The organism is Paenibacillus sp. RRE4, assembly GCF_031844205.1.
Lineage (GTDB): Bacteria > Bacillota > Bacilli > Paenibacillales > Paenibacillaceae > Paenibacillus > Paenibacillus xylanexedens_B.
Genome location: NZ_JAUZUT010000011.1, coordinates 31,781 through 55,891, shown reverse-complemented (window position 1 = coordinate 55,891; position 24,111 = coordinate 31,781). Strand labels below are relative to the sequence as shown.

Genomic DNA, 24,111 nt, shown 5'->3' with positions numbered 1-24,111 from the left:
CAGATAGGGGGTTTTGTCTTTGACTCGTTTTCTTAAACGTTACATGAAACGCGCTATCATTGTGCTGATTGTATTTTTGCTCTCTGCTCAGATCCCTCTGGTGAAGGAATTGCTGGCTAGAGGAGCTACAACCTTATACGTAGCTGTCAAATATCCAGATCAAACGATCACATTTGAACACTTTGAATATGAGCCGCACTTTGGGGACTATATCATCTCTTATAAGACTCAAAAGTCAGATGCGCTACATCTCACATTAGCACCAAAAATGCTACCCATTTTCGTAAAATATGATCCATGAAGTGAGCTATGTTAGACTAAACGGGCTTTCACCACCACTTTTCCCAGATACGAGAAGATTATCGAACCTGGCGGGCGGATAATAATGTTCGGTACAAGCTCATGTAACAATCTGTGCTTTCAATGTTTACTTAATTTTACATAAAGCACACAAATAAAAAACCTCCGTACCTTATTCGGTATGAAGGTTTTCTTTGTTATACAAAAACTTGCAGTCTAATGAGAATATATTATTTCCTATGGTGTGTGCGTAACTACATACTGCCAGGTGCCCTTTGGAAACTCATTCCATTCACCCGTTAATGAAAATTGTTGAGACCCTGTGTAAATTCCACTCTTACGAATAAACGTTCCACCTGAAGGCATGAATTGATCGTGTGAGTCGGGATCACCTAACACATCTACAATTCGTCCATCCTTCTTAAGTACCAGTGCCACTACATTGTACTCATTTGGATTGTACAATTGCAATTCTTCATTGTAGTACCAGCCTGGAGTAATATCCATATAATCATAAAACGTATAATTAATAAACACATATGGTACGTTAGGATTAACATCCAACACATTGACCGTTGTCACTTTCTTCGTAGATGTCTTCTTCATCCATTGATGAACTTCTACCTGATACCCCGTTGCCTTATTAGAGGTATTTCCGTCCCCCGTGTAATACAGTTGAACGATACTGCGCCCGTCTCCTGCATCCGCATATTGTGAAAAGAACAACTCAGGCAAACCTTGAGGCTGCGAATTCACCTTAAGAACCACGGCTCTTCCATCATTACCAATGATCCAGTACAGCAATGGAGAGACGGATAAAGCAATTTGGTTCGTATTCATCGTATCCGGCCCGGTGAAAGTCGAATCCGGAGTACCGCTGTACATTTCGAAGCTAGATTGATTTGGGAATGCTGAAGCCATTGAATAGGTCAGCGCATCTTTGACTCCTAACTTCGTATTCACATTTACTATCCCGTCATTCACCAGTGAAGCCGTGCGAACATTAAAAGAATATTCCACCGTTCCGCCCTTACCATCATTTGCAATAATGGTTAATGGAGCTATAGCATTTCCGGTTCCAGGCTTCAAAGTCAACAAGTTGCCATTGATACTCGCACTTACTGCTTCATTTGAGCTATCCTTTATCGAGTATTGCAGTGCATCTCCATCCGAATCACTGAAAAGCTGGCTAAGGTCAAATGAACGGTCATTCGTTACGCCCGGGGTTAACACTTGTTCATAGATGCTGGCTACGACTTCGGGAGCCGAATTTTGAACAACAGCCTGTCCTTTTACAGTTACATCAAAGGATGTTTGCTCACTCCGACCTTTCTGGTCGGTCACCGTTAATGTCAGAATTGTATTACCTTCTCCCACTGGCAAAATCGAAAGCTGCGTACCGTAAGCGGAGACTGTAGCAATGTGGTTATCACTAGAAGAAGCAGTCACCGTTGTAGAAGCCGTATCAAAATTTACGAGGTATGCTGATAAATCAAGATTAAATACTGACCATGGCCAAGTTATCGTTTGACTCGGAATGGATGTAACTTCTCCAGCTTCCAGAATCTCAATATCCATATAAGCAGTCACTGACTTCCCATGAACATCTGATGCCTTAATCGCCACTTGAAAGGAACCCGTCTGTTTTGGCTGAATAACCAACTTATCTGCTTGGATTTGCACAGACGCGGGAAAATAATTATTAAAATCTAGTGGTGTTGTATAGGTTAATACATCCCCATCAGGATCATTAAAATAAATGGAAAGGTCAATAACCTTATCTCCCTTACCCAAAAACAGCTTTTGAACAGGAAAATTGTTGATCAGGACTGGACTCTCATTCGGTTTAGGGTTTACCTTCAACTGGTATGCTGTGGTGATCTTGCCACCCTTCCCATCTTCTATTGTTATGTTAATCGTGTAGTCTCCGACCCTTAGAGCAGTCAGGCTAAGTACACCCTCATTATTCTCTACTTCTAACCCATCTGAATCCGATGATTCTGCACTGAATGTGAGAGAATCACCGTCCGGGTCAGAGTAATATTTATTTAAAGTGATTAATGGAATAGGATTCCCTAAAATATTTTGGTAATCAACAAGCCAGCCAGGTAATCCCCCTTCCGGATTGCGATTCGGCCTGAGCTGAACATGGACATCAAATGAATCACTTATAACTCCACCTCTGCCATCATTAACAGTGTACGATATCGTATATGTTCCCAATTGAAGAGCAGTCAGCTTGACTTCACCATCGTTCTCCTCCACAGTTAAGCCACTCAAATCAGAGGATTGAACTGTAAATAACAAGGGGTCACCGTCAGGATCTGTGTAGTATTCGTTAAGCTTGATCAAGGGTATGCCATCCTTAAAAAACGTATCGATCTTCATCGGGGCTTCGCCAATAGGTGCACGGTTGAGCGAAGGCAGAACCACAACTTTCATAGTGACCTCTGTAACCCCTGTACTTCCATCGTCCGCTATTTGTCCATCATCCACTTTAATGTTAAGCATGGCTTGGCCTTTTTGTTTCGGTATCATTCTTAGCACAGACTTGCCTAATCCAGAGCTCACAATTTCTGTATCCACAATGTCGGACGAGCTACTTGTCGCGCTATACACCAATTCAAACTCACTTTTCTCATCATCCATAAAATAAATCATGAGATCTACATCTTTACTACCTCCCCCTAATCGAAGTTCCTGATCGGGAATTAGTGATGCAAATGGTGCTGCGTTTACATGGGCCTCAAATGTAGATCTTAACCTTTTACCACGACCATCATTTGAAGAAACCGTTACAGTTGCCGTGCCATGAGCAAGAGGAACGATTTCTAGATCCCCGCCTTGTACTATCACTTTAGCAATAGAAGGTGCTGAAGACACGACCGTATATGTCAGGTTATCACCGTCTGGATCAGTTACATAATGATTCAGGTTAAGCGAGATTCCTTGTCCATTTTCTGTAAATTTCCGATTTTCAAAAGGTTTCATAAGTTCTGGTGCACGATTGGTCGTATTCCCCGTACTGCTGCTACCTCCACCACCGCTTGTTCCTCCTGTGGATGAAGATGCAGGAGGAGCACTCGCTGATCCAGTATTGCCGCTCACAGCCGAGGGCGATACCCCGGGAGCTAGAGACACCTGCGCGATCTGAGTAGAGCCCGTCATGCTCACTTTTGCCGCTGTATTATTCACTGAAAGCTGTTGGATTGAACCTGACGTATTTAAACGGACCGCACCCGCTCCATCTAAAGCCAACTGTTTCAGATCAACATTACCATTAAGCTGTACCGGCTGGGATGTATTTATTTTAACTGTGTCCAATGTCCCGTTTAGTTTCACACTACTTGCGCCTTCAACGATATTCAATAGCGGAAGATTAACTGTCTTGTCTACATCTATGACGCTACTTGACTGCACATTCACTTCCCGAGCCGTCGTTGTACCAGACAGTACCACATGCACATCCTGCTTATTCACATTCATGCTAGTCAGATCTGAATTTTCAAATACAACCGTGTTACTGTCACCGCCCTGAACGGAAACAGTTGAAGCTTTCACATCTTTAGCATAAAAATCATGTTCTAACTCAGGTAAGATAACAAGTTTTCCGTTCATTGTTACATGCTGAATCGAAATAAAGTCAGCTTTGACTCTCAAATCTCCATGTAGTATAGCTTTATTCCCATCCAATATGAGATTGTTGCTGAACTCCGCCTTTCCTGCCTCAGGCTCTTTCCCACCTGATCTGATCTCTAAAACATTAATCTCATTAATCGTAGCATTCTGACTCTTGAACTGTATGCCCGCTTGCTCTAAAACTTCCTTATTTCGTTCATTCAAGAGACTAGAAACCTGTTCCGAAACACGATAAGTTACACCATTTATTCGAGCCTGATTTCCTTGAATCGATTGTATAACAGACAGACGAGTTTCTGGGAAAATAGCCGACATCATCATACCAACAGCTTCCCCCCGGCTCAGCCCCTGCTTCACTTTATTTTTACCGGTATACTCACTTAATAAGTTGTCCTCCAGAGCCTTTTGTATATAAGGAGTAGCCCACGTACTGGCATCTTTCCAATCCGTTGGTAAATCTTCGTTTGTATTGGTTAGTGGATCCTGAGAAATGGCGCGTACCAATATGGAAATTAACTCTTGTCCAGTTATCTTTGATTGCGGGTGAAAAAGTCCGTTCTGATCACCTTTCACAAATCCTGCCTTTTTAACTGCCTCTATAGCAGGTGCCGACCAACGATTTGATTTCACATCTGCAAATGGTTGCGTTTGTTTGGATTCTATCGGAAGGCCTAGCGCTTTTACAAGTACAGTGGCTAGTTCCTGACGTGTAATATCCTCATCTATCCGGAGATCACCATCCGGGTTGCCTTGGATAAGCCCTTTCTCCACAGCTTTTTCCATCTGATCCCTGGACGATGTTTTATCAGTATTCTCATTAGCTGCACTCATGGTTAATGTTGTATTTTCAGTTGTGTTCTGGTGCTGAACTTGGGCATTAACCGGTAACGCCTGGGCAAAAAGCAAAGCGACAAGAGCGATCTGTGCTGTTTTTTTCATTATATGCATCATGTTTCTCCTTCTCATGTTAGCTTCATCTCAATTATGGCTTGCTTAGGAGTGCGAATGTACCCAAATCGTCGAAATTATTCCTACCCATGTCGTTCCAGTCTGCTGATAAATACTCACCTACGCTACCCTTGAGCGTTTCTCTCTTCCTAGATAAGGATTTAGCAGGAACGATAGATGCAGTATCAATAATATTGCCTTTGTAATAGAGTGTCAGCGTTACAGGATCTGTTTGTCCAGAGAGGTGAAGACTCACATAATAATAACCATCATCAAAAGACATACTAAGTTCTTCCGCAACCACAAGTGTACTTTTTGAAGCAATGATCATAGCAGAATCTAGTGTAATCGGATCGACTGAATCACTACGAACAATAGTAATATCTTCTCCGTTAATTGCTTTGGACGTTGGATTGTACAGTTCAATAGCTTGGTCGTAACTATCTCCCCAAACCACTTCCGATATAAAAAGTCCTTTGCCTTTATCCGGGTCTTCTACAGTTACAGAAAAAGTAGTCTCCGCCTCCTGGCCTTTAGGATCTTTGGCCTTAACAGTGACCGTAGCCGATCCAGTTTTATTTTGGAACTCCAAGGTCAGCATATCTCCTTCTACTTTGACTCCTACTACATCTATTGCTGTTGAATCCGCTGTGTATATCAGTTGATCTCCATCAATATCGTTGAATATGTCTGCCAACTGCACCTGTTTACGCTCTGTACCTATATCCACTTTCACATCGGAGATATCCCTTACCCACACCGGTGGGTGATTAATTGGTATTGGAATGATCGGTGGAATCGGCGGATTAATTGGGGGAATTGGTGGTATGACTACATTCGGCAGTACTCCATAGTTGAAGGAAACACTCTCAACTCCTCCTTTACCATCCGAAGCTTTCACTGTAATCTTTGTATTCCCCAAGGCTAACGGTTGTACTTTTAAGGTCGTCCCTACAATCTCCAAAGAAGCAATGGTAGAATCAATCGAAGAGATTTCATACTTGAGTTCATCTTGATCTTCATCAGTAAATACAAGTTGGAGATCAATATCCTGTACGCTATCTCCCATAAGTACACTTTTATCAGGAATTGCAGCTTTAACTACTGGCTTATGATTTACTGGAGAAGGTGGTACAACAACAATAGGTGTTTCAGGTGTTGGCGTTGGAACTGGTGTGGGCGTTGAAGGCTCAGTTGATCCATTAGAACCTGAACCAGACGGACTATTCCCTGCATTACTAGAGGGCGGTGTCGCGGGTTGTGGCGTATTTCGAATGATTTGTGACAACTTCCCTCCATCAGGGAGTATCACCTGATTCGTTTTTATACTGTCAGGCAATGAAATTACTGAATTTGGATCTTTTAATTGAATCTCTTTCCACGTACCACTTCCCTTTATGACCATCTTTTCGGTATTTTCCACACGTAACACCCCAACGTTCCCGTCAATTGTCACTTCACTCGCTCCAGGTTTCAAAACCACTTGAGACAATGAGTCAGCTTCTAACACAACATGATTGACAGCGACAGAGATTAAACCTTGAAACCCGGAATTCCTAGTATCCAGAGTAACAGGGTTCTCAGTTGTACCCTTCTGCATCAACTGAATCTCAGATAAAGAAGAAATTTTACGTGTCTGTGCATTATAGGTAACGACAGCCTTCTGCAAAGCCATTTTGTTTCCCGTGCTTAGGATCTTTTGCAATTCTCCGCTAATGACAAAAGGACGTCCATTAATATATGCAACATCACCATCCAAATCAGTTAATGTAGCTGTTTGTTCCCCAGATTGAAAAACATCAACAAGTATTTGGGCAATGTCCTGACGCTCGACAAGAGCTTTGGAGTCAAACACCCCGTCATTAGTCTCTAAGAGTCCCATTTTTAAAGCTGTATGGATCTCCGACTTTGCCCACCCACTCCATTTAGATTCATCTGAGATGGATTGTTTCAACCCTCCCTGTATCCCTTGTATACCTGTCACTCTCACTAGAATAGAAGCAAGTTCCTCACGTCGAATGGGGTCATTACCATGAAAATTACCCTGGGCATCTCCTGTCATCCACCCTTTAGCACGTATTGCCTCAATATAGGGAAAGGCCCAGTCTGCTTGCCCGGAACTTTGAGATGCTGATTGATCAACCTTTAATTGAGTTGCTTTTGCTAATAAAATAGCCATTTCCCTTCGTGTTAGAGATTGCTCTGGATGGAATGAACCGTCAGGATAACCTGAAATCAACCCTTGTTTAACAGCTTCCTGAACGTATTGAAGTGATGTTGGTCTAATATTTTTCTGATCTGAAAAACTCGACAATACACTCGTTGTGGATTCTGTTTGTTCTGCAGCGTGCACACTTTGATTTCCGTAAAGCAATCCTATTGCCGTAACAGTGAGCAAAACTTTTTTCCAATCGTAAATCATAGTTCTTTCCTCCTAAAAAAACTTCGTTTTCGGCAAATATCCTAGCAGAATATTCTGAACAAATTCTGAACAGAAAAACATGCAACATATCCATAAAGTAACATTTAAATAAATGAGAATCATAACGCTTCAGCTAACATCATTTTTAATGATTTTTCAGAATTATTCTTTGAAAATTCATCCAAATAATTAGCTAATAAACACAAAAAAATGTATTCGAATATAATATGTGAATATATAAATCGAGTCGAAGTTTAGTTACTCTTTCATTTACTACTTCAAAGTCTTACCTCCCTAATTCAGTTATAATAGAACTATATAAATGGAGTTTTCTGTCTAATCCCGATCCATGGGATCAGCCCATGTCGGATTAAACGGGCTTGCACCACCTTATTCATTCAATCCATTTCATTATTCAGGAGGTACTGTAATGTCCAATCATGAACATCTCGTCGTATTAGTTCGCAAAATCATGAACGCGGAAGGGACGGAGCAAGAGTTGGATGATATGTTAACAGAGGTGCAGGAGGCTTTGCCTTATGCAGAGGTTAGCAATCTGATTTTTTGGGACGAACGTGAGTTAACCGCGGAGCAGATCATAGAGGAGGCGCTTCAAGTACGCCCAATTCAACTCCCGCCCAGATCTTGAACTTATTCAGGAGGTGAATGATATACATGTCTAATGAAGATAAAGAAAAACATGTTGCAATTGGATCTCCTCATTTTGATGTAGCCACATCAGGAGAAAAACAGGAAGCACTTCGTCAGATCATCGAATTACATGATGCTGAACTCACTGCGCAAGTCCTTGCTCTTGGTATGAATATGCAGGAGGAAGATTTAGTACGTATTGAAGCTTGGCGTGCCCTCGGTATGGCAGAAACTTCTCCCCTCTTGCCTAACATCCGTGAAGCCGCAATACAGCTCGTACGTAATCCCGAAGAAGACGAGGATGTATAGATTTATGCTCTACTAGCGTTAGCTCTTCTCCCCGTTACCGAAGTTGAAATTGGACTGGCTCTGGATGTCATTCAAGCGGAAGCCTACATCCTGGTTCAAAGTGCTGCTTTTGATATTGTAAAAGCAAACAAACATCTCCCACAGGCTGTGTTGGCGCTAGAATCACTGCAAACGCATCCCGATTTCGGTACTTCGGCAGCACGGGAACTTCAATCTATCTCGGGTCGTGATTATTAATGAATTCGAACGACAAACAGCAATCACCAGATCAAGCTGGCGAACGTTTAACAGAAGAAACGACTCAAACAGTACATCTTACTCAAGGCGAGATTCATGCCATTCAGAAGGCACTTCTTTTTCTCAAATTCGAATGTGAAGAGACTGAATCTTTGTTGTATGCAGGCAGTCCTTTATTAAACAGTGCACTAAGCAAACTGAGAGAAGCAGACGTTCATGGCGAATATGCCAAACAGTTTCACTCTCGCCCTAATCCCCATGCGGAATCCTTTATGCGCAATAAGCTGGAACGGTCTTACGCCGAAGAGCATGTTCCGCATGAACCGACAGAAGCACAACTGAATGACATTTGGCAGAGTTGCATGTTCCCTTTCGGTGTATAGTTTAAATTCTTTCATTTCGGTCAACTATTGAAGCAAATTACAGGTATAATGTAGAAAAGTTGGATGATTCATTACATACAGGAGGAGAATTATGGAAACGGAAGGTTTACGGGGTGTCGAGCAGCTTGCTCTGAAGAAACACAAAATTTACAAGCAAAGTTTGCTGCGATATCTGTCACGCTCCATGCTGGCCAGCATGTTTATCGGCTTCGGGGTCATCGTGGCTTTTAAGACGGGCAATTTCTTCTATATGGAGAATTCCCCGTTTACATACCCGATGGCGGCCATTACGTTCGGTGCGGCAATTATTTTGATTGCCTATGGCGGCGGTGACTTATTTACAGGCAATACGTTCTATTACACTTATGCGGCGTTACGCAAGAAGCTGCGCTGGCTTGAAGTGGTTAAGCTGTGGATTGCGAGCTATAGCGGAAATCTAATGGGCGCGGCGGTGTTTGCCCTGCTAATCTACCTGACGGGACTGTTTGATTCAGCACAGGTAAACGGTTTTTTGTTAAGTGTAGTCGAGCACAAAATGGAAGCCCCGGCGATGCAGCTCTTTTTCCGCGGAATCCTCTGTAACTGGCTTGTGTGCCTGGCGTTCTTTGTGCCGATGTTTATGAAAGAGAATGGTGCCAAAATGTTTGCCATGATGCTCTTTGTGTTCTGCTTTTTCATCTCGGGATATGAGCACAGCATTGCGAATATGTGTACGTTTGCGATTGCGCTTGTGTTAAACCACCCGGGCACGATCTCATTCGGTGGTGTGATTCACAACCTGGTGCCTGTAACGCTTGGTAATCTGGTGGGGGGCGTGTTGCTGATGGGCTTCATGTATTATGCAGTGAACAAACCGTTCCTGGACGAGGAAGAGGCACATTAATTTTTTTGAAAAATAGCCCCTCCCTGCCCGGTTTAATGACCGCGGTTCACCAGTAAGGGAGACTCAAACCCCCGGCAGCGACTCCCATACAGGAGTTACCACCGGGGTTTTTACTTTTACCTGTCGTCACTTTACTCGACAGGCTTGATGAAATAGCCGCACTGAATCAAACATGCGAAGTAATTCAGAGAATTATTTTAAACCATTCTCACTCAAGCCTGACAGATGATTTCCCCTAATTAAGCCTCTGCTCGCTTCATCTCCAGATGAAGCAACGGAAAAGGATTACCTGAGCTGTCCAGTTCAGATCGTCCTGTCTGTACAAATCCCATCTTCTCATAAAACCGGGCTGCATCCTCATTCTGCTCATTTACATCTACTCTAAGCTCAGTGCCCTTCATTTTCATCGTTTGATGAATCAGAAATCGCCCAACGCCCTGTCCCTGAAAATACTCGTCCACGAACAACATCTCAATAAAGCTATTGTCCAGACCGATGAAAGCGATCGGTTCTTGTTCAGTATCCAGCGCTTCCCATATTTCTACTTGTTTTTGTTCCAATGCTTCACTGACCATCTTTTTATAAAACAGAATGTGGTGCTCCTCCAGAAATGTATGCGTTGCTCGAACAGCACGCTCCCAGATGGCTACTAACTTGGCGTGATCCTGCTCCCGATAAGGTACCATTAACATGTCTTGTGCACTCTCCTTTGCCTGAAAACATAATGTAGCGCAGAATCCCATCCGTACTTACTCATGTACCATTCGTATGTACCTTGATTCCTGCGTATATCTTAACATATTCTGTCATCCTCAACATCTGCAAACAACACTATTATATAGCCAATCCAATCCATAGATTACACCGCTTCTTTTCTCATTAAAAAATGGTATGACCAATAGACCGCCTCAAGTGAGGCGGTCTATAGTCATTCAGGCATATTAATGCTACACATATATTTTTATTGCTGAAGCTGTGCGAGAATCTGCGGATCTTTGATTTTCTTGTCCTCAGCCAGCAGTACGATTTTGGACAAAATCTCAGCGGTTCTTGGATCTTCATCCAGGAATGGCAGGAAGATTCTTCCCCGGTGCTGGCTATGCACAGGTACGATATACATTGCACCAGTGGCCTGCTTAAAGACATTACCGCTTCCCAAATGAACGGCATATTCACCCAGTTCACCTTCGATTCGTGCATAATTGCCGTCCAAACGCACATTATCCAGCTTGAGCAAACGCAAAGACTCATTCACAATGACATGTCGCATCTCTATGGTCGTAAGACTTGCTTCCGGGTCCACACCGCCAACATGTGCGATGCTAACCACGAGATCAATATCACGCATGACCTCTGAGAAGAACACCTGTGGTACATCCTTCAATTCTACAGGTTTATACGTGCGACGATCATAGAATTGAACGGTCTCCAGCGTAGGTGCCTCTGTATCTGCTGGAGAGAACCAGTCCGCCATCGCATAGAGATTAGCGATCAAGTTATGCTCATAACTCACCTTTTGCAATCCCTCTTCATAACTTACCGTCCATTGACGGCTTTTCAACAAACTTACCGTTTTATTCGGCTGAATCTGATAACCTGCATAGCGGCGAGAAACCATACCTTGAGCAAGCTCATCTTCATTTGGCAGATACAGTTCGCGGAACACCTGTTTAAACGGCTGACGTTCCTGACGAACAAACAGATCACGCTGGAATTCACTCCACTTGCCGCTCTTATACAAATGTAGCGGATGCGCAATCAGCAATTGATCCTCTTCCTTCAAGGCATAAGTAACTCCCTCTGTGCCTGGAGCAAGCAATCCACCGGAGGTAACATCAAATCTTCCAAGCTGTTCACCTGATTTGAAGATCAACGTCCTTAGTAGCGGATGAATAACCGGATTGAGCATCAGACTCGCGATCTCCTGACGATCAAAGGTCGTGCCTGCTATCATGGAACGCTCCAGTTCCTGTCTAGCGCGTCGATACTGATCGGTCAGATCGGACTTCAACTCCTTTAACTGTGCAATGTATCCGTCCTTTTTGAGACGAGCCGGAACTGACTTCAGCACTTTGCCTTTGCTGACAATGACGAGATCAGACTGCCCCTCCTCATCAATGACGAGTTGAGCCGTCGTATCGTCGTCCAGTGCACACGGTTCGAAATACGATTTCACCTCATCCAGCTTACGCGCTTCCATATCCCACATGAGACGTGTTACATCAGCATAACCCGCGTTTCGTGCAAGGTTACCCAGTGCAATCTGGGAAGCCAACCCTTCACTCGCGCGCCGCTGCGCCCCGAACTGCTTGCTCTGCAACTGAAACTTCTGGATAAAGTCGTAACGCTCTCTTACATCCCGATCCCGTTCCTCTGCCAGCGGAATCAGACTATAGGTCAGTAAGTGATCCTTATTCCGCTTGTCTGCTACCGAATCATACATGTCCTTCAGACTGAGTTTGCCAAGCGCTGCATCTGCGAACAATTGTGATCTGCGATGGTTGGCTCCGCCCGAGATGTACTTCGCACAATCGTACAACAGGTTGAATCGCTCTTCTCCAACCTCAGCATAAGCCTCTTCAAACCAGGCGATATCAAAGGCCCCATCATTAAAGTCCTGCGGCGTAATTGGGGAGTAATGCGCAACAATTGTTTCCTTCTCCGCACTGAATTGTTCATTAATGTGAGCATGGAAGTACCAAGCCGCACTACGAAGCCCTTTCCAGCCTAGATGTTTCGCCACAAGTTCCATCCATTGCGGTGCATACATGGCGGCTTCCAGCAGCTTCTTCTCCTTAACCGGATACTTCTGCAGCAATTCCGCCAGCAACTGTTCATCTTCCCCAGCCCGTGGATGACAGTGCTTAATCAGATAACTGAACATTTCTTTACGCGTTGTATTCCCTTCACCATAACTATAAATATACCCACGAACAAACGTATCCTGATCCATGGCAGCAACCAGATGCACCCAGTGTTCCATGCTCTCAATGCGTTCCAGTTTCATAGCCAGATTACTCACTTCAGTAGATAGTTCCCCCCGGGTCAGTTCAATCTCCAGAATGCGATTGACCACCGTATCGCGCAGATGAATCAGCTTCGGATCATCTTTGATCTGCTCTGTGCGCGCTGAAGTCATGTCACGGATGAACAGATAACGGGACTGTCCAACCATCAGCTGACGGTAAATCTCCTGATCATCAATCAGCTCTAATTGATAGGCTCGCAGGAAATCGTCGAGTGACAGGAGAGATAACGGATGGTAAGGCTCGACAAGATCGGAGAATTGATAGGCTGTCTGGAAGTATCGCTTGAAGCTCGCATCGTCATACACGGCATTCCGGACGATATATTTCCATGGGTCTGTCAAGATCTGAAGCATCCCCATTTCCTTCTCCATATGCTCTGCAGGCATACTTAAAATAATTGAAGCCCATGTCTTCTCTGCAGTCTCGAAAATCTCAGCTGAATCACTATCCAGAAATGCAGCCGAGATCAATGCATGAACCTGATCCTTATATGGCAGTGTGCCCATCATCTCGTGCAGCTTCACCATCTCATTCAATGGGTAGGTCTGTTCGGCAAATGTTTTGCGCCAACCCTCTAGTAATGGCATCTTCCTTAATTGGTCGTAATCATACTGCTCTCGATAAAAGGAGTAATGTTCATCCAAGGTGCTGTTCAGCTTGCCTAACTGCAGTTCGACATATAGCTGTAGCAGTTCAATACTGCTTAGACCGTTTTGCTCGAAATATTGCTTCCACACTTCATCCAGCGGAAACTGATCCAGTTGTTTCATTTTCGACCGATCGGCATAAGGAACCTTGGAACGAAGGCTGGTTCCGACTAACAGGGTATCTTTGTAACCTGCATAATACTCCACCACATATTCATGATCCCTGTGCTCATGAACCAGTTCATTTAATCCTTTCAGGAAGGCACTGATCTTATCCAATGAACCATTAAATATATCCTTCGGTTTGTTGCCAGAAAGGTCACGTTCTTCATCCAACAGCGGTTGCCGTTGATTCGGGTCAAATAAACCATATCCATTGGAGGCCGTGTAACGACTTCCTTCATCCAGCAGTTTGTCGAGCAGCTTCTGTTCCTTGGCTGTAGGCTTCTCTAGTTCTTCTGCGAATGGCTTGAGCTGTTCCAGCTGCTCTACTCGCGCTGCATCCGTTTTGATCTCCGTTAACAGTTCAAGTGCACCCAGACGCTGTAGCTCATTCTTGGTTTTCATTAATCGCTGAACTGAATCCTTCAAATTTTCAACAGGCTGTAACAGCAGAACTTGAATTACCTTTTGCCGCAGAGATCCCGTTTTGAGTTTTAACAGTACTTCCATCTGCTGTAGCTCATCTTCGGTTAATACCAACTTTTTCACCTTTTGCAATGCACTTTCACGGTTACTCATGCTTTTGTCAGACAAACTTTCGAACACAAACTGGCGCTGCACCTCGTTATCAGGCTCTTGCACAAACTGCGACAGAAGCTCTCCGCGCATTTCGGGGCTTAATCGATCCTTGAGAGCAATGATCTCAGCAATCCAGTCCGCATCCATATCATAAGCAGCCAAATACAACATTTTTTTGATGACGTCATCACTATCGATCTGATAGTGCACAAAATCCAACACACCTGAAGGCCCGCCTGAACCGCTCTTAGGAATGAAATCCAGCATCTGTTTGAATTGATCAAAATCATGGTGGCGTGCCTGTTTATCTTCAAGCACATCCCAGCGAGGTACATAGACACTACGTTGGTGCTCCCCCTTTTCAAAGCTCCAATTGTGCGAATACGCCGCCGTATAATTTTTCACAACCCAGTGTATTAATTCCGGATGCTGCACACCCAGATGATTACGCGCCATAGCAAGACGAAGCCCCAAGTACTGGCTGTTAGCCAGAACGTACTGAGCCACAATCTTCTGGTACATCTCACCCTGGTCCATGATCTCTGTAACCTTAGGTTGCAAGTCATTCTCTTCAATGACCGCTGTGGCCCACAGACTGATGTACAGTTTATTAGCATTTTTCTCCTGTCTCCACGCCTCACGAATATCCTCATGTACTAGCGCTTCGTAGACCTGTTCAAGTAATTGTGTTGCCACACGCTGGTTGGCCGCTTCAATCCCGATCCCTGTCCACACGCCCAATGCTCTGACGACAGAACTGAACCGTATTAGATTGTTGTCCAGAATGATTTTTAATATGTAAATATACGCTTCTAACGTACCTTCGTCCATTCGTTCCACAATGCTCTGGCGAAGCCCTTCCTGCAATCTGGCTGCAATCAAGAGTTCACCCACCATATGATAGGCTTCGGCCTGTTCACTCATAAAGATACCTTTGATCATCTCTCCGGTCAGTAAAGCAGTCTGGTTATCCCCATATATAATATCGTGCAGTGCCTGTTTGACTTCTATGTTCGAATGATCCAGTTCATATGCGATACAGTCCGGCAGTACCGAACGGAACTCATGCTGATGAAGCATGTTTTGCTCACGAACGGTCAAATACTCGTTCAAACTAAATCCTCTAGCCTCCATTCGGAATAAACCGAGCAGTTTGCGTAGCACATGAACGACATGTTGTCTTGGATCGGAGGTCCGGAAAGGTCTGCGTTCATAGCTTGTACTATATGGATACAGCGTAGCTCCTTCAGCAATATAGCGGAATCTGGCAACAAATGCTTCAGAGGTCAGGTGCTCAAGCACCTCAAGTATTGGCTGAAATAATGGCTGTTGCTTCTCGATCGCAAGGTTGATAAGTTGTCTTTCTATATTAAAATAGTCTTCTTCATCCCCACGCAAGTACGTTGATTCTGCCAACGTTATCATATATTTCGCTACTTCCAGCTTTGCCCCTGTAAGCGTAGCTGCTTTCTCCTGTAATCCCTCAATATACGCCTGTACCTGATCTTCCTGATTCATCCTGTTCTCCTCCTTGTCATACTGCTTCTGCTCTACCTACCACAGACGTCCCGCTAGCATCGTGAAGCGGATGAAGGTCACATGAGCTCCATCCTCTATGTTCAATGGTTGATCTAAATCTTCCAATTCTTCATCATTCAGAAATACTTTGTACAGCCCGTCTTCATAGGCGAGCATCGCGGCTTCCTTCGCCTCTTTCAAGTCTGGACTGCCCTCACCATGTACTGTGCCAAAACCCACTTTTCCCATAGCGCCCTGCGCGTCTATGTCTTCGGGCATTAGATAGACAAGCATCCCGGCTGCGTCCTTCCTCTCTCGAAAAGCTTGCACCTGTTGTTCAACCATGTTCTCGATAAGCAACCGAAGTGTGCTTGTTGTTTCCGGAAGTTCAGCGGCTTGTTTCGCAAGAGCCGGTTTGCGTTTGCCCAGACTTTTCACTGTAATCCATACATTCAATGGATCATTCCTCCTTTCGTTACTTCAATTAAAACCCATTCAAAAAAACATTTTATTACAAATATATGGATTCCTTATCCATCAACAGTTAATACCCTGTAGCGACATCTTGTAAAACAGAACAAATACGTACATATGTACCCCTAATGAACATCATAACGAAATTACTCACCTCTTTCATGGGCCAATATTCATGTTTCCATCGAACCTGCGAACTAAAGCTGAGTTGCACATAAAACGCAAAAAGCCGCTCCATCCCGCAAAACTTCATGAGATGGGCAGCTATTTATTCTTGGAACAGTGCATTGATCCAATGGTTAGACCAGTCGTAACGGCTGAATTTTCACGGCCGCAGTCTTGAATCCAGGCATTCGGCAGAAGGGATCGAGATCAGGCCGTGTTGCCCGGTTCACATTTTGGATTCCACCCCAGTGCATGGGGACAAACAGCGTATCCTCGCGGATGGATGCCTTGATTCGTGAACGGACAGTGAAGCTTCCGTAGGCCGACTGAACCTCTACCCACTCTCCGTCACGGATGCGATGGCGAGCCGCGGTTGACGGGTGCAGTTCCACAAAGTTCTCTAACTCACGAGCAGCAAGTGCTGGACTTCTGCGTGTTTGCACACCTGTTAGATAATGAGCGAGAATACGCCCATTCGTTAGAATCAAGGGAAAAGCTTCCGAAACATCATCCCACCCTTGACTGGCTCCTGAAGTAAACGTAGCTTTTCCGTCAACATGAGCAAATCGTTCATGAAACAACATGCCTTCGCCCTGCTCATCTACGGAAGGACAAGGCCAGTAGACTCCTTGTTCATTTCGAAGTCGTTCATACGTAATCCCATAGTAATCCGCTACCCCGCCACGACTCGCGACTCGCAATTCGTTGAAAATATCCTCGGCCTTCGCATATTGGAACAACGAACCCTTGCCCAGTTTCTCAGCAATCCGGCATAAAATGTCCCAATCGTCTAACGTCTCCCCCGGTGCAGACCTTCCTTGTTCCCGCAGGAGAACACGCCCTTCGAGATTGGTGAGTGTGCCTTCGTTCTCCATATAAGCGGTTACGGGCAGTACAAGATCGGCCAATCTGGCCGTTTCAGACAGAAACATATCGGCTACGACGAGAAAATCAAGCTTACGCAAGCCCTCCTCTACCAAGCTTACATTGGGATTTGAAACGATCGGATTAGAACCCATCACGAGCAATGCGCGAATGTCCTGCTCATGGATACGTTCCATCATCTCATAAGCAGATACACCTTTGCCTGGCAAAAGAGTGGGGTCTACCCCCCAGACAGATGCTATATATGCACGGTCTTCCTCATTTTCAATGGAACGGTACCCTGGAAGCTGGTCGGCTTTCTGTCCGTGCTCCCGTCCCCCCTGTCCATTGCCTTGTCCAGTAATTGCGCCATATCCGCAACCTGTTCTGCCGATCTTTCCGGTTGCCAGCACCAGATTTAGAAAATGTCGGACAGCCATATGTCCGTCCGTCTGTTGCTCCACCCCGCGTGCCGTCATAATCATACCAATAGGAGCTTCGCCATAAGCCAGTGCCGCCTGACGAATCAAGTCCACTTCAACCCCGCATGCTTTCGCGGCCTGCTCAAGGTTGAGACTTTCCATCTCCTGCACAAGCTGTTCGTATCCGGTTGTCCGTTTCTGAATAAAGCTGGAGTCAGCCAAGCCGGCATCCATGATTACCTTTAGCATTGCATCGGCCAGCAGTGCATCCTTACCCGGTTTGACCTGGAGATGAAGATCGGCAATGGCTGCCGTTGCTGTCTTGCGAGGATCAATCACAATAATATACGCTCCATTTTCCTTGGCTTCATTAAAATACGGTAAGAGCGTTGGCTGACACTCAGCTACATTCGTTCCTGCCAGAATGATACATGCTGCTTTAGGGATGTCCGAGAGCGGAAACGTTAATCCGCGATCCATTCCGAGAACTTTGCTGCCGGCAGAAGCTGCTGCTGACATGCAGAAGCGGCCGTTATAGTCGATGTACTTGCTGCCGAGTGCTATACGTGTAAATTTTCCAAGCAGATATGCGGTTTCATTGGTCAACGAGCCCCCGCCGTATACTCCTACGGAATCAGAACCATACGTCGTTTGAAGCTGTTGCAACCGATCAGCAATCGTCTGCATTGCCTCATCCCATGAGCATGGCTCCAATTCTCCTTGACGGCGAATGAGCGGATACATCAAACGCTCGGAACTGAACACTTGCTGATGAGCATTCATTCCCTTCACGCACAGGCGGCCCTGCGAAGCCTTATTAGGCACACCCTGAACCGTATACTCCGCCACTTTTTGACCTGCAACGGGAGCGGCAAGCTCTTCTACGGACATTTTGCATTGCACACTGCAATAAGGACATTGGGTCTCTTTTACATATAACCTCGACTTCGCTTGTTCTGTATTTACCGCGTCCATCATCATGCTCTCCTACCTTTCCGGGTTATTCATTTAAGCCTTCAAGCTTTCACCTGAGCAATGTTTTTTTCAAAAAGAGTCTCCGTTCCACGCTCAGCATCCTTTTCGCGCTCCTGTGCACGATTAAACGTAAGTTCTCGCTGGAATTGTGTATCCAAAAGCGTTTCCCGAATCGAAATCTCTCCCAGACGTTCAGTCCACATCCATAAAGGTTCATCAAACCAAGCCGTTTGTCGGTACCATTGCAGACAGGCCGATGCGAGAATGAACGCTTGTTGCTCTGATTCCGTTGTCCCGAGCAAAGAGCCCTCCTTCACCGGATGCCCAGCATGACCTCCGACGTAAATTTCCCATCCAGCCGGGGAAGCCTGCAATCCTAAATCGGAAACCAGTACATTCACCGGGGATCGAGAACCCCAAGCAATAGCGATGTTCACTTCGGAAGGCATCGTTGCAGTGTCCCAATCGGTACGAAGTCTCGTCTCCAGATCGCTTACAGTAATATTGGAAGCCAGTGATGATACATGTTGCTCCGAATAGATGTGAACCATCTGATCATGTTCCTGCGCAAGTTCCCCTTGTAAATCTTCCGTTTCCAGTCCGTTAAGCTCTGTTTTCATATCATTTTCTGTAGAGGACAGCATTAATCCTGAAACATAAATATAATAGCGAATTGCAGGAAGGCATGCCGGGCACCCGTGTTCCGAATGCCAGTTCAGCTCCTTCAACAGTGAATTGATCTGTGTGTCTTTTAATGGAATGACCCCAGATCCAACCTTCCAAATGTCAGCTTCTTTTTCATATGTCTCCAAGGTAACGCTCACCCGATGCTTCAGCTCTGCGTGGCTCATCTCCGTACAGTGACATACAGGGAGCACGGCAGGTTTCTCCTTCGTACCGCCTGATTCAGCACTTGTGCTAACACCTCCATCAAGTTCCAGACGTTTAGCGTGTTTCAGCAGAGCGCATACCATAGGTTTGCAACCACCGCATGAACCTGAAGCTTTGGTTTGTTGCTTCACTTGTTCTTCCGTTTCCAATCCTTGCTCCTGAATGGCTTTTAAGATCGCTGCTTTGGTTACATTGTTGCAAGCGCAGACCGTTTCCTGGCTTGGAAGAGCAGCAGCTGCTGCTACTGCAGGATCTGGCGCATCTTCCTTGGAGGCAAGCTCAGCTACATCGGCTCCACGTTGTACCAGACCAAGGAGGGCCGTGCCCTCAACCGTGTTGCCAAACAAAATGGCACCTCTAACCTTGCCAGCTTGCATCAGCACTTTTTTATACGTGCCCTGAATGCCATCGAAGTGCTGAATCGCTGTTTGCATTCGGTCACCGCTGATTTCTCCTGCCGAGAAAACATCTACCCCCGATACTTTCAACTGAGAATAAGGAACAGAACCTGTATACCCCGGCACCTCCTGTCCGCACAATGTGCGCGCCAGCACCTTTCCCTGCTCATACAGCGGTGCTACCAGACCATAACTGATCCCCCGATGCTCTGCACATTCTCCCACGGCATATATATCAGGTACGCTGGTACGCATATGATCGTCAACCACAACAGCACGCTGTGTAGCAATGCCACTTCTCCTGGCCAGATCCACATTCGGCCGAATCCCGACAGCAACAATGACCAGTTGTGCCTCCAGTTTGGAGCCATCTGTGAAAAGCAGACCCTGCGCTTGTGAACGTCCGGTAACTTTTTGCGTATTTTTATTCAAAAGAAAGGACATGCCCTGATCTTCAAGCTCACGTTGAAGCATCGTTGCAGCTTCGTAATCCAGTTGTCGATTCATAATATACGGTGCATTATGGACCACCACCGCTTCCATCCCTAGATACAACAGCCCCCTTGCAGCCTCCAGCCCAAGCAATCCACCACCGATGACAGCCGCTTTGCGGTATTCTTTGGAGTAATCTGACATGCGAGTACAGTCATCAATAGACCGAAAAGACATTACACGCTCCTTATCAATGCCCGGAATTGGCGGAATAAACGGAGAGGACCCTGTCGCGAGGATCAATATGTCGTAGGTTTCCTTTTTGCCAGCTTCCGTCTCAATGAACTTCGTACGGGTGTCAATCCGATGAACAGTCTCACCTGTGCACAGCCGGATATTACGCTCCGCATACCAGGTCCAGTCATTGATGATAATGTCTTGTATGGAATGCTCACCTTGGAGTACTTTGGATAACATAATTCGATTGTAATTGGGGCGGGGTTCCGTCCCGTAGATCACAATCTCATACATATCCGGCTCCAGGTTATTAATCTCTTCTACACATTTCACTCCAGCCATGCCATTGCCGATAACCACTAATTTCTTTCTACTCATGGGCTGCCCCCTATCCCTTTCACATCTGCAAACTAAACAGAATTACCTCTCTCTGATTGAAAACGCAAAGACCCCTTTTTCGATTTAAAACAGAACAACCCCTTTTCCATTAAGGGAAAAGGGGCACCATTGCCTCCGAGCTCTACACGCCATTGTGTAGATTCTTATTAAATTCAGATTAATTGAATTTAAAATATATGTCAACTAAATTGACATTAAATAATGAAAATTGGATCATGGAATAAATATTTTAAAATTTAATGTTATTTTTGTTGACATTACCTTTTTCCCTTTTTATAATTTGAATCAAAATCACAGCGATGTGATCATCTCAGAAGCGGGAACACAAAGACGTGTACCGCCTGTCGGCAACGGGGCCGCAAATCGTTCTAATTCAGGACGGCTTGCGGCCTTTTTCTGCCCGAACGAAAACATAGAGACATAACAAAGAACCTACTTGGATGAGGAGCGATGAGGAATGGTAGAGAGCAAAAGTTTTTGGAAAAGCGGGCATAAGCCCACGCTGTTCGGAGCATTTATGTATTTTGACATCAGTTTTATGATCTGGGGTATGCTCGGTCCGCTCGCTGTTATTATTGCCATGGATTATCCGATGACCCCATTGGAAAAAGCGAATCTGGTCGCCCTGCCCATTCTCGGGGGCTCTATTCTGCGGCTGGTGCTTGGCTTCATGTCCGACTATATTGGTCCCAAATTAACCGCTCAAATCGGTATGTTATTCACCCTCGTTCCATTGATATTGGGCTGGTTATGGGTGGATTCGCTCAGCCAACTGTATGTCGTAGCTCTTTTACTCGGCGTAGCGGGCGCTTCTTTTGCAGCCGCACTACCTCTTGCAGGTCAGTGGTATCCTAAAGAACATCAAGGTCTTGCCATGGGGATCGCCGGGGCAGGTAATAGCGGAACGGTTCTCGCTACCCTGTTTGCCAATCGTCTGGCCACTCATTTTGGTAGCTGGGAAGTTGTTTTCGGACTCGCGATCATCCCGATTGTTATCGTCTTTATCCTCTTTTCCATCTTCGCCAAAAACAGTCCGAATCGTCCAGAGCCTAAGAAGTTATCCCAGTACGGAACTTTGCTTAAGCAAAAAGATGCCTGGGTCTTCTGTGCCTTCTATTGCGTCACCTTTGGCGGTTTCGTTGGACTGTGTAATTATCTGACCATTTTCTTTAATACCCAATACGGACTTTCTGCCGTTCATGCCGCCGACATTACGACGTTCTGTGTCATTGCAGGCAGCTTCTTCCGGCCTGTTGGTGGTTTTCTGGCGGATAAAATTGGCGGAACCCGGATGCTTACCTTCTTGTACTCCGGCGCCTGCATCATGCTTCTGGGTGTATCCTTCCTGCCGCCGCTTCCCGTAGTCATCGCCATGCTGTTCCTCGGTATGATGTGCCTTGGGGCCGGGAATGGTTCTGTATTCCAGCTGGTTCCACAACGTTTTGGCAACGAGATCGGCCTGATGACAGGTATCGTAGGTGCTGCCGGAGGTTTGGGAGGTTACGCGTTACCACTCATTCTGGGCCAACTGTACAGCACTTATCAATCTTACACGCCAGGATTTGTCATCCTCAGTCTCATCGCTGCCGCTTCGATGTGCCTTGTTCTCTTCATGCAATCCCGCTGGCGGGTAAGCTGGCTAAGCAGAAGTGGCAAAGGTATTGCGGATTCAACTTCCCTGACGTCTTGATTCCTTGCCTACACATGAAAACAGCGCAGCCATATTGGCGGCGCTGTTTGTTTTTATAATGTCCGTTTATCCAGCCATCTGCTCATGCTGAATATTTCTGAAGAATAATAACCGCATTATGTCCGCCGAATCCGAAAGAATTGGACATGCCCGTCTGCAAGACTGCTTCTCTCGCGACATTTGGGACATAATCCAGATCGCATTCGGGATCTTTCTGCTCCTGATTAATGGTTGGCGGTATGATGCCTTGTCGCAGCGTTTGAACGAGAGATATCGCTTCTGCTCCCCCTGCGGCACCAAGCATATGCCCTGTCATGGACTTGTTCGCTGTTACGGGGATATGATAGGCCAACTCACCAAAAAGCTGTTTAATCGCTCTCGTTTCAGAAAGATCACCCGCCTCTGTGCTGGTCGCATGAGCGTTGATCACACCGATATCTTGAGGCTCCAGCTTCGCATCGCGCAACGCTGCCCTCATGGCAAGATAAGCTCCCCGACCCTCAGGATGGGTGGCTACCATGTGGTACGCGTCAGAGGTAGCTCCATATCCGATCACCTCAGCGAGAATATTCGCCCCCCTTGCCAGTGCATGAGACAGGGCCTCCACGACCAGAATCCCTGCCCCCTCTGCCATCACAAACCCGTCTCTGCCTGCATCAAAGGGCCGGCTTGCCGCTGTATAAGCTTCATTTCGGGTAGATAATGCTGTTGCATTGCCGAAACTCGCAAGCGATATTTCTGTGACTGCTGCTTCTGTACCTCCTGCAAAAATAACATCTGCTCCTCCGTGGCGAATCAGCCGGTACGCTTCACCAATAGCTGTGTTGCCAATGGAACAAGCCGTTACCGGAGAGAGCGTTGGCCCCCAGCATCCGAATCTCATACTAACGGTGGCCGCCGCCATATTGGATATCATCATCGGAACAAGCGTTGGACTAACCCGCGATGCTCCGCGTTCCGACAAGACACTGCCCTGATCCATCAAGGTCTGAATACCGCCTATACCTGAGCCAATATATACACCTACTCGCTCCCGGTCCAGCGATTCCAGCACTAGACCGGAATCCGATAACGCCTGATCTGCTGCCGCAACAGCAAATTGTACAAACCGATCCATACGCCTGGCTTCTTTGCGTCCAAATCTGGCTTCACCATCAAAATCACGAATCAATCCGCCCATTCTCGTTTTATACAAAGCGCTGTCCAGATGTTCAATCGGAGAAATTCCTGATCTGCCTTCCTTCAAAGCGCCCCAGAATGTATCTACATCATTGCCGAGTGGAGAAATTACTCCCATTCCTGTAATCACAACTCGTTCCATACTCATCCCGGTTTGTCCTCCTTGTAACGTTCTTCATTCAGTTTCCTGATGCTTATGCATTCATAGTGCCATTTCTGTATATCCTATTACAAGTTGTCATTTATCATAGTATAATGACTACCATGATAAACAGATT

14 protein-coding genes are annotated in these 24,111 nt (G+C 45.7%); 6 read left to right on the top strand and 8 right to left on the bottom strand.

The genetic code is table 11. The features are described 5' to 3' along the window. Positions 1-19 precede the first annotated feature (19 nt). The gene (locus Q9R46_RS25650; protein ID WP_311282267.1) at positions 20-301 is read left to right on the top strand and encodes a hypothetical protein; all 282 of its coding nucleotides are present in this window, start codon (positions 20-22) and stop codon (positions 299-301) included. A 236-nt stretch (positions 302-537) separates the two neighbouring features. Here the strand turns inward: Q9R46_RS25650 and Q9R46_RS25645 are convergent, their stop codons facing one another. Together Q9R46_RS25645 and Q9R46_RS25640 are read right to left on the bottom strand one after the other, a co-directional pair. Then, entirely contained in the window at positions 538-4,890 is a 4,353-nt protein-coding gene (locus Q9R46_RS25645; RefSeq protein ID WP_311282266.1) for an Ig-like domain-containing protein, read from the bottom strand. 31 nt (positions 4,891-4,921) lie between these two features. After that, positions 4,922-7,309 (bottom strand): S-layer homology domain-containing protein, encoded by a 2,388-nt coding sequence (locus tag Q9R46_RS25640; RefSeq protein ID WP_311282265.1) that lies wholly within the window; start codon positions 7,307-7,309, stop codon positions 4,922-4,924. A gap of 430 nt (positions 7,310-7,739) precedes the next feature. Between Q9R46_RS25640 and Q9R46_RS25635 the strand changes: the two genes are divergently transcribed. The 4 genes from Q9R46_RS25635 (at position 7,740) to Q9R46_RS25620 (ending at position 9,772) form a co-directional block, all read left to right on the top strand. Next, positions 7,740-7,958, top strand: coding sequence for a hypothetical protein (locus tag Q9R46_RS25635; RefSeq protein WP_311282264.1), 219 nt, complete (start codon positions 7,740-7,742; stop codon positions 7,956-7,958). Positions 7,959-7,984: 26 nt separating this feature from the next. Next, entirely contained in the window at positions 7,985-8,269 is a 285-nt protein-coding gene (locus Q9R46_RS25630; protein ID WP_311282263.1) for a hypothetical protein, read from the top strand. 236 nt (positions 8,270-8,505) lie between these two features. Next, the gene (locus tag Q9R46_RS25625) at positions 8,506-8,889 is read left to right on the top strand and encodes a hypothetical protein (protein WP_311282262.1); all 384 of its coding nucleotides are present in this window, start codon (positions 8,506-8,508) and stop codon (positions 8,887-8,889) included. Positions 8,890-8,980: 91 nt separating this feature from the next. Further along, positions 8,981-9,772, top strand: a complete 792-nt coding sequence (locus tag Q9R46_RS25620) for a formate/nitrite transporter family protein (protein ID WP_311282261.1) — start codon at positions 8,981-8,983, stop codon at positions 9,770-9,772. A 239-nt stretch (positions 9,773-10,011) separates the two neighbouring features. Here the strand turns inward: Q9R46_RS25620 and Q9R46_RS25615 are convergent, their stop codons facing one another. The 5 genes from Q9R46_RS25615 to Q9R46_RS25595 all read right to left on the bottom strand — a co-directional run bounded on the left by Q9R46_RS25615 (position 10,012) and on the right by Q9R46_RS25595 (position 20,943). After that, the gene (locus Q9R46_RS25615) at positions 10,012-10,464 is read right to left on the bottom strand and encodes an acetyltransferase (RefSeq protein ID WP_145332948.1); all 453 of its coding nucleotides are present in this window, start codon (positions 10,462-10,464) and stop codon (positions 10,012-10,014) included. 269 nt (positions 10,465-10,733) lie between these two features. After that, complete coding sequence (locus Q9R46_RS25610; protein WP_311282260.1) at positions 10,734-15,707, bottom strand: DUF4132 domain-containing protein; 4,974 nt, start codon at positions 15,705-15,707, stop codon at positions 10,734-10,736. Positions 15,708-15,743: 36 nt separating this feature from the next. Next, the gene (locus Q9R46_RS25605; RefSeq protein ID WP_311282259.1) at positions 15,744-16,163 is read right to left on the bottom strand and encodes a hypothetical protein; all 420 of its coding nucleotides are present in this window, start codon (positions 16,161-16,163) and stop codon (positions 15,744-15,746) included. Between the two features lie 317 nt (positions 16,164-16,480). Then, positions 16,481-18,613: an assimilatory nitrate reductase catalytic subunit NasC gene (nasC, locus tag Q9R46_RS25600; RefSeq protein ID WP_311282258.1), complete on the bottom strand. Its 2,133-nt coding sequence runs from the start codon at positions 18,611-18,613 to the stop codon at positions 16,481-16,483. Positions 18,614-18,648: 35 nt separating this feature from the next. After that, positions 18,649-20,943, bottom strand: a complete 2,295-nt coding sequence (locus Q9R46_RS25595) for an FAD-dependent oxidoreductase (protein WP_311282257.1) — start codon at positions 20,941-20,943, stop codon at positions 18,649-18,651. Between the two features lie 478 nt (positions 20,944-21,421). Between Q9R46_RS25595 and Q9R46_RS25590 the strand changes: the two genes are divergently transcribed. Further along, positions 21,422-22,654: a nitrate/nitrite transporter gene (locus Q9R46_RS25590; protein WP_311282256.1), complete on the top strand. Its 1,233-nt coding sequence runs from the start codon at positions 21,422-21,424 to the stop codon at positions 22,652-22,654. A gap of 82 nt (positions 22,655-22,736) precedes the next feature. Here Q9R46_RS25590 and fabF read toward each other — a convergent pair whose 3' ends face one another. Then, on the bottom strand, positions 22,737-23,975 hold the full coding sequence (gene fabF, locus Q9R46_RS25585; protein WP_145333464.1) for a beta-ketoacyl-ACP synthase II: 1,239 nt from the start codon (positions 23,973-23,975) through the stop codon (positions 22,737-22,739). Positions 23,976-24,111 lie beyond the last annotated feature (136 nt).